5 protein-coding genes and 3 pseudogenes are annotated in these 8158 nt (G+C 47.5%); 6 read left to right on the top strand and 2 right to left on the bottom strand.

Translation table 11 applies throughout. From position 1 onward, the window contains the following. The 4 genes and pseudogenes from X474_RS27635 to X474_RS16035 all read left to right on the top strand — a co-directional run. A pseudogene (locus X474_RS27635) lies at positions 1-134 on the top strand (IS256 family transposase); the annotation flags it as partial. Between the two features lie 220 nt (positions 135-354). Then, entirely contained in the window at positions 355-855 is a 501-nt protein-coding gene (locus X474_RS16045; RefSeq protein ID WP_044350324.1) for a TRAP transporter small permease, read from the top strand. Next, entirely contained in the window at positions 852-2144 is a 1293-nt protein-coding gene (locus X474_RS16040) for a TRAP transporter large permease (RefSeq protein ID WP_044350322.1), read from the top strand. Before X474_RS16045 ends, X474_RS16040 begins: the two co-directional genes overlap by 4 nt. A gap of 129 nt (positions 2145-2273) precedes the next feature. Further along, entirely contained in the window at positions 2274-3596 is a 1323-nt protein-coding gene (locus X474_RS16035; RefSeq protein WP_044350320.1) for an L-cysteine desulfidase family protein, read from the top strand. Between the two features lie 440 nt (positions 3597-4036). Here the strand turns inward: X474_RS16035 and X474_RS25680 are convergent. Beyond that, a pseudogene (locus tag X474_RS25680) lies at positions 4037-5134 on the bottom strand (IS5 family transposase). Positions 5135-5693: 559 nt separating this feature from the next. On the opposite strand from X474_RS25680, the gene X474_RS16020 reads away from it, so the two are divergent. Together X474_RS16020 and X474_RS16015 are read left to right on the top strand one after the other, a co-directional pair. Beyond that, positions 5694-6788, top strand: coding sequence for a DUF262 domain-containing protein (locus X474_RS16020; protein WP_044350315.1), 1095 nt, complete (start codon positions 5694-5696; stop codon positions 6786-6788). Next, a complete protein-coding gene (locus X474_RS16015) occupies positions 6785-7447 on the top strand; it encodes an MAE_28990/MAE_18760 family HEPN-like nuclease (protein ID WP_044350313.1) in 663 nt (220 codons plus the stop codon). The genes X474_RS16020 and X474_RS16015 overlap by 4 nt, the downstream gene beginning before the upstream one ends. Before the next feature lie 109 nt (positions 7448-7556). On the opposite strand, the pseudogene X474_RS26890 reads toward X474_RS16015, so the two are convergent. After that, positions 7557-8158 (bottom strand): annotated as a pseudogene (locus tag X474_RS26890) (transposase); the annotation flags it as partial.

Genomic DNA, 8158 nt, shown 5'->3' with positions numbered 1-8158 from the left:
CCGCCACCAAGCTGCTTTACCCTGCCATTAAAAACCTGGCGGAAAAGTGGAAGAGGCCGCCAAAGGATTGGACCGCAGCCATGAATCAATTCGCTATCTTATTTGGCGAAAGAATTCGCGCGGTGCAAAATTGAAATGTTAAATCAAATCCGCAATTGGCTCATACACAGAAAACAAGACAGTCTCGTTTATGGCCCTTTGGCTGTTTTTTAGCATGCGAAATAAAGGCGTTTTTAGAACAACCAATCGTAAAGGCGTGTTCTCAAAAACAGAAGAAAGCGGACATTTCGCCATTTTCACTTTCACCAGGGCTTGTTTATTAACCAGCGCCGGTGAAAAAGTACGGAGTTCCGTATGAATTTCTTAAGAAAAGTCAACCGCGCCCTCGACAGTTTCTTGCGAAAGGCCTGTATCGCTCTGCTTGTTGTCTTCACGCTGGTGGTTCTTTTGCAGATCGCCACGAGAAACTACATTAAAATTCCCCTGGACTGGACTGCCGAGGTCTCCCTTTTGTGCTTCTTGTGGTCTGTTTATCTGGGCAGCGCCGTGGCCATCAAGTCCCGGTCTCACTACATAATAGAACTGGTTCCCGCGAAATACGTATTGGTGAACCATTTAATGAACATATTTGCCGACATAGTCATCTTTGTCTTGATCTATGTTTTGGTTGCGGGCGGCATCAAATTCACTGAAATGGGTTTTGCCCGTTACTGCACCAGCCTGCCGATCAGTATGGCCTGGCTCTTTATAGTCATGCCCATATCCGGGGTGGCCATGTTCCTTTTCGGCATTGAAAACCTGGTGGATGACTTCAGCAAACTCAAGTCGCTGATGGGAAGGAGCGCCGCCCAATGAACCCGTTAGTGTTGCTTTTAGGCAGTTTCTTTTTGCTGCTTATCTTAAGGGTGCCCATTGCCTTTGGCATGGCCATCAGCTCCCTTCTGGTCATTATCCAGCTTGACCTGCCCTTGATGAGCATAGTCAACCAGATGTTCGCGGGCATCAACTCATTCCCGCTTCTGGCTGTGCCCTTTTTCATGCTACTGGGCCAGGTCATGAACGGCGGCGGCATCACAGACCGTCTGGTCAATGTCTCAAACGTTTGGGTGGGACATATCCGGGGCGGCCTGGGCCACGTAAACGTTATGGTCTCCATGCTTTTTGCAGGCTTGAGCGGCTCCGGTGCGGCTGACACGGCCGGTATCGGCTCCATGATGATTCCCACCATGAACCGCTCGGGTTTTGACAAGCCCTTCAGTGTGGCCATCACCGCTGCTTCCTCCACCCTGGGCGTGATTATTCCGCCGAGCATCATGATGGTCCTTTACGGCGCCTTGGCCCAGATCTCCATCGGCGCGCTGTTTTGGGCCGGAGTGATCCCCGGAATACTTATCGGCGTGGCCCAGATGTTCTACTGCTACTATCGGGCTCGTAAATATAACTACCCAAGGGCGCCCAAGGTCACCTGGGGAGAACGCATCACTGTAACCGCCAAAGCGGTTCCCCCGCTTCTTCTGCCCTTGATAATCCTGGGCGGCATCACAGCCGGCATCTACACGGCCACCGAGGCGGCGGCCATTGCAGTGGCCTACGGCTTTGTTCTGGTGCTGGTTTTTTACAAAGATGTGGGCATCAAACAGCTGCCCAAGGTCTTTGCCAATGCCTGCGTGGGTTACGCGCTTCCGATGTTCTGTGTCTCCGCAGCCGGAATCATGGGTTGGATTATCTCCTACTTGGATGCCCCGACTATTATATCCGAGTGGATTTTAGGTATAACGACCTCCTACTTCGGCGTTTACTCCATGATCATCCTGGCTATGCTCGTTATGGGCACCTTCTTGAGCCCCATAGCCACTATCATCATTTTCATGCCTATTATTCAGGCCCTGGGTGAGGCGGCCAGCTTAAACCCCATTCACCTTGGCCTGATTGTAAACCTTACATTGGCGTTGGGTATGGTTACCCCGCCATATGGAATCTGCCTGTTGATCGGGTCTCAAATCGGCGAGATCTCAGCGCCAAGGGCGTTTATTGCCATTCTGCCCATGTTCCTTTTGGCGCTTGCCATTATCGTCGCCGGTGTTATCTGGCCTGATTTGTTCTTATTCCTACCCAAAATGATTATGCCCGGTTCTTTTGCCTAACCAGGGCTGATTATAAGGTATTTTGCTGGTTACCTTTTGTTTTGGGCTGCTAAACTTAATTTCAGCTAGGTTTGGGCAAGGCGAGGCTGCTTGCCCAAACCAAATTAACAAAGGCCTGAAAGAGAAAAAATGTCTTATACAATCAAAGATGTCTTAAGCATGGAAGTGGCCCCTGCCCTGGGCTGCACGGAACCCGTTGCAATTGCCCTGGGCGCGGCTGCCGCCGCCTCATTGTTGCCCGAAAAAGAGATCGACTCCGTTGAGATCTGGGTGGACCCCAATATTTATAAAAACGGACTCGCGGTCTCCATCCCGGGCACCGGCGGCTTGAGCGGCCTTGACATGGCTTCCGCTTTGGGCGCTCTGGGCGGCGATGCAAACAAAGGCCTGGAAGTGCTTAACGACATCAACGCCGAAATTACCGAACAAGCCCAGACCGCCCTGCGTGACGGCAAAGTCAAGGTCCATCTCATGGCCGATCATCAGGGGCTTTTGATCAAAACAACGATCAAGGGCAAAGGTCATGTGGCCCAGTCCGTGGTCCAGGACATGCACGACAATATTGTCAGCCTGACCCTGGATGATAAAGAGCTCAAAGACAATCCTCTTTTGTCTCCCGCAGCCACCGGCGGCCCCAATCCCCGGGCCGAAATGGAGGCATGGCTCAAACAAAGAAGCTTAAAAGAACTCCTGGATCTCTTGGAAGGCCTGGACGAAGACGACATGACCTTTCTCAAAGAAAGCGTCAACTACAACATGCGCCTGGCCGAGTATGGCCTGGAACACGGCTCCGGCCTGGGCATCGGCAAGACCCTGCAGAAACTTGCCGACCAAAAACTGATCACAAATGACATGATCCTGGCCGCCCGCACCCTGACTTCGGCCGCAGCCGACGCCCGCATGTCCGGCGTTAATCTGCCTGCCATGTCCTCGGCAGGTAGTGGAAACCACGGTCTGACCGCAGTGCTCACCATCTGGGCCCTGAAGGACTATCTTGACAAAAGTGAGCAGGAAATCCTAAAAGCCATTGGTTTCAGCCATCTTATCACCGCCTATGTCAAGACCCACACCGGCCGGCTTTCAGCAGTCTGCGGTTGCTCCATTGCAGCCGGAGCCGGTGCTGCCGCGGGTGTGGCCTATCTGCTTGGCGGCGATGAACAACAGATCGCAGGCGCCATCAAAAACATCACTGAAGACTTGGCCGGTGTAATCTGCGACGGAGCCAAGGCCGGATGCGCCCTCAAACTGGCCACCGCCTCGGGCAACGCGGTGCGCTCCGCCCTATTCTCCCTGCAGGGAGTCAACGTGATGGCCACAGACGGCATTATTGGCCTGACAGCCGAGCAGACCACTCAAAACCTGGGGACCTTAAGCACCCAGGGCATGATCGATACCGACCGCACCATTTTGAAAATCATGCTCGAAAAAGCCAGCATCTTGAAAGACCAATAGCCCCTTCAACTTAAGCCCTGAAGATAATGGGAGATCCCGCTTTAACGGGATCTCCCTCAGCTTTTCCAATACAGTCCCTTAGTCAAACGCAACTATGTTTTCCGCAAGATTTTCCTAATTTCCTTACCAAATCAGACAAATTTTCAACACCAGTATTCCAGTTGACTGGGGAATATATATTGATTAGTATAGCTGAAACGTTTCAAATTTTTCGGTAGTCCTGTCCCGATTTTATACTCTACCTACTTTCAGGCTCGTCCACGCTTTGAATCAAACATTTAAACAAAGGATCTTAGGTATTTCGTTCCAACAGGCTGTTGAAAAAGCAGGTTTAACGTACATATTGAGTATCAATTCTGCGGTTCTACGTGTTTTGCACGGCAGAATTTGTTGTTTTCGTTAGGGGTGAAAGAGTAAGAGTTCCCCCTGCCGCCCAATTCCTACCCTTGTTCCTCCGTTAGCTTGGCTATTCGGAGCAGGTTGTATGCCGCTCCCACGAAGTAGGCCGCCAGTTGTGTCTTATCCATGCCCACGAATCTGGTTTTCCTGAAGTTGCCCACGGTCTTGGCCCAGCCGAAGATTTCCTCCACCCTTTTGCGTATCCGCTGGCTTACTTGGTAACCTTTGTGCCGGTTGGTGCGGGAGTCTATGCAGGAGCCGCCTTTTCTGGCTGTGTTCTGGGAGACATGTGGAGTTACGTTACGCAGTCTGCAAAGTGTTACGAATTTGAAGGTGTCATAGCCTTTGTCAGCGCCAAGGGTTATTCGGTTGGAGCCGGGCAGGCTGTGATCCAGCATTTCAAGCGCTGTTTCCCGCTCCGCAGTGCCGGTGGCCGCGGCCAGCTTGAAGTCCATAAGTAGCCCGTTACGGTTTTCCATCAGGGCATTGAGGCAGTAGGAAAGCTTGGCTTACTTGCCTTTTCCCTTGCGCATCAACCGGGACTCTGGATCAGTAGTGGAGGAGTGGGTGCTGTTTTTGCGATTTTGGCCCTTGAAATCAATGCTGGGATTGCCCGGATCATCGGGCGGTTCTTGCTCTTTTGCCTTCTCGCCCTTGGGCTTAAAGCTCTTCAAAGATGCCCAGGCCTCGATCAAGGTGCCGTCCACCGTGAAATGATCATCACTCAAAAGCTCCCTGTCGCGAGCGTAGCCAACCACCTGGGCGAAAAACTTCTGGGCAACTCCGTGGTCCAAAAGACGCTGGCGGTTCTTGCTGAAGCTGGAATGATCAAAGCTGTCCTCCACCATGTCCATATCAAGAAACCAGCGGAACAAAAGGTTGTAATCAAGCTGCTCGCAGAACAGCCGCTCGCTACGGATCGAATAAAGAGCCATCAGAACAAAGGACTTCAGCAAACGCTCTGGCGGTATCGAAGGACGCCCGGTGCGGCTGTACATTCCGGCCAGCACCTCATCCATTTCCCTGAAAGCCTCATCCGCCACCCGCCGAATACTACGTAAGGGGTGATTCCTGGGCACCCGCATGTCCGGCGATATAAGGCATAGCATGTTTCCCTGCTTCTGATCGGCTCCCCGCATCTACTCCTCCTAAGCTGTGCCTATTTTAATAGATATGGATGCGGGACGGGACTTTTTCAACAGCCTGCTAGTCGTTAGAACCTCAAGCCCTTTCCCGCTCTGCAACACCTATGGTGTTATTGCTGGACTAAGCACCTATCTGCCAGTTAATATAGGACAAGTCGCTTCGAGGGGAAAAATGCATCTACCACTAACACTATTATTGTATGCCGCTTGCTGTGGGTTAACCAAAGCAGGCAACGCATTGATTGCGTATTGAGTAAAGTGGATATTTGTTTTCTGTTGGAGATTGTCGGCATGGTTCCAATGTGCACGGGGACGGTGAGTTCTGTCTTGGGTAAAGATTCCATTTAAAGGTTGAGTTCTGGGGTGCTCATGAATTATGCAATAAGTCTTGAGTCTCATGTCACTAACAAGCGTAAATATTTGGTTAGAAGTTTGAGTTTAGATAATCTCAAACTTTCAATTAATATTGAATGACGAAAAAGTGAATGATTAATAATATATTATTATAACTGCGTACTCTATTTTTAATTAAAATTGAATTAAGGGATTGGCTATGTCTTTACAAGATCAGATAGACCAAATGCGGAAAGAGATCAGGACTGATGGCTATGGTATGTCCATAGGGGAATGGATAAGCCTGTATGAGAATAAAGAAATAGATATACATCCAGAGTTTCAGAGGTTCTTTCGATGGTCATTATCTCAAAAAAGTGATTTAATTGAGTCGATTTTGCTTGGTATTCCCATCCCTCCTATTTTTGTCAGTCAAAGAAAAGACGGTGTTTGGGATGTTGTTGATGGACTCCAAAGGTTATCCACAATCTATCAATTTGTTGGCGTTTTAAAAGATGAAAGTACGAATAATATCAATCCGCTTGTGTTGCAGAAAACAAAATATTTGTCAGATCTTGAGGGAAAAAAATGGAATGATCTAGATGATACCAGAGGCTCATTAACTGCGGAACAACGACTAATAATAAAACGCTCAAAAATAAATGTTAGCATTATTTTAAGAGAGAGCGATGATATTGCAAAATATGAACTTTTTCAAAGGTTAAATACAGGGGGCTCAGCCCTCACTCCACAGGAAGTTCGTAATTGTATATTAGTGATGGTCAAGCCAGAATTTTACAAATGGTTGCGAGAATTAGCCGATAACGAAAACTTCCAAGAGTCAATTTCTCTTAGCGATAAAAATATTATCGAGCAATATGATTTAGAATTAGCATTACGTTTTATAATTTTTTCTAATTTGAAAATTGAAGAATATGATAGATCTCGTGATGTGGGAGAGTATTTAACATCAAAGATGATTGAATTAGCTGAGGGTGAAGTTTTTGATTATGATTTTACATTGAAGCAATTTGAAGCGACATTTGATTTATTGGCAAGATCCACAGCAAGCAACTCTTTTAGGAGGTATACAGATAACAAATTCAAAGGAGGTTTTTTACTATCGCCATTTGAAGTTGTCGCATACGGCTTAGGATATAATTATCCCGACTTGCCATCAGAAGAACATGTAGTTAAGAATGTTAAACAACTATATACGAATAAAACCTATAATAAATGGTCTGGCTCAGGAGCCCGCGCAAATACCAGGGTCCCTAATCTTATGGCATTAGGTAGGAAACTTTTTTCAAAATGAAAATTCGTACGCTAGACGATTTGTCAGATAAACTTTCTTATGAGCTCGGGTGGAGAAAAAAAGAACTAACTGGCTTGAAATATCTCTTAGATCAAAACAAGTCCGATCGTTCATTCATCCCATTGTTGGCCCGCTGTGGCGTGGTGATGCTTTATGCTCACTGGGAAGGTTTTATCAAGATATGTAGTAGATGTTACCTAGAATTTATAGCCATGCAACGACACTGTAATTCTCAATTAAAGGAAAATCTACTTACATTATCTATGAGGAGTGCAATTTCTTTTAATAATGAATCAAAGAAAAGCTCCGAGTTCGGTAAAATTACCAATTTTTTCCTCACACAAATGAATGCTCGATCTTCAATCCCGTTTAAGACTGCAATAAATACTGAAAGCAACCTCTCTTCAAGCGTACTTAAGGAAATTATATGGACATTAAACTTAAATTATAGCTTGTTTGAGTCTAAAGAAAAGTTCATTGATGCAAAACTGCTAGGGCAGAGAAACCATATTGCACATGGCAATGATATTGCGTTGGATGCTGATGATTATTGCGAATGGCGAAAAATAGTACTTGACATGATGACAACATTTAAAAACGAAATAGAAAATAATGCGGTGACTAAAAGTTATTTAAATACAGCTTGCATGGCGAACTAGCGAGTAGAGCTATTAATATATGATATGGCAAAATATAAAATTTTATTAATCAATTATGATAGTGTCAATAATCTTTCGCTTTTAATTTTGGAAGCGGCCTCCGTCGTGGTCAGCCCACGAGAGATTCGCGGTAATCCCTGTGGTTGAGTAGTTCCATGTTCAGATACTTCCTGGCACCCCATTTAGTGGAAGCCGCGTGTCTTAGCCTGGCCGCCACCAACATAAGGGCGCTTTCGCCATCGGGGAAGGCCCCGACCACCCTGGTGCGCCTTCGTATCTCCCGGATAATGCGTTCCATGGGGTTGTTGGTGCGGATGCGCCGCCAGTGCTTACTTGGAAAATGGTAATAGGTAAGGGTCTGGTCAATATTTTTAGCCACCAAATCGGCAGCAGCTTTCAGCTTCATTTTTTCAAGCTTTTCCACCAAAGCGTGGGCTTTGTCCCTTGCCGCCGCCAGGTCTTCCTGGGCGTGTATGGCCTTTAGCATGTTATAGGCCGGGTGCGCCATCTTTCAATATGGCTGTATATCCGCTTATTTAGTTTACTGACCGTGCCGGGGCTTACTTTGGTTCCCCAAAGCGCTTCGGTTATGGATTCGACCCGTCTTACGCTTACTCCGGCCAGATACATCTCGATCATCGCTTCTTCAACGGATGATTCCCGCCGCTTGCAGCGCTCAATAATCGCGGTCTCGAAGATGGCCTCCCTAAG

The sequence above is a fragment of the Dethiosulfatarculus sandiegensis genome, from assembly GCF_000931935.2.
Classification (GTDB): domain Bacteria; phylum Desulfobacterota; class Desulfarculia; order Desulfarculales; family Desulfarculaceae; genus Dethiosulfatarculus; species Dethiosulfatarculus sandiegensis.
This window is presented reverse-complemented; position numbering and strand designations above follow the sequence as displayed.

What these genes read in the sequence shown, in the direction of transcription:
- X474_RS16045 (WP_044350324.1), top strand. Translation starts at nt 355, where the DNA reads ATGAATTTCTTAAGAAAAGTCAACCGCGCCCTCGACAGTTTCTTGCGA.
- X474_RS16040 (WP_044350322.1), top strand. Translation starts at nt 852, where the DNA reads ATGAACCCGTTAGTGTTGCTTTTAGGCAGTTTCTTTTTGCTGCTTATC.
- X474_RS16035 (WP_044350320.1), top strand. Translation starts at nt 2,274, where the DNA reads ATGTCTTATACAATCAAAGATGTCTTAAGCATGGAAGTGGCCCCTGCC.
- X474_RS16020 (WP_044350315.1), top strand. Translation starts at nt 5,694, where the DNA reads ATGTCTTTACAAGATCAGATAGACCAAATGCGGAAAGAGATCAGGACT.
- X474_RS16015 (WP_044350313.1), top strand. Translation starts at nt 6,785, where the DNA reads ATGAAAATTCGTACGCTAGACGATTTGTCAGATAAACTTTCTTATGAG.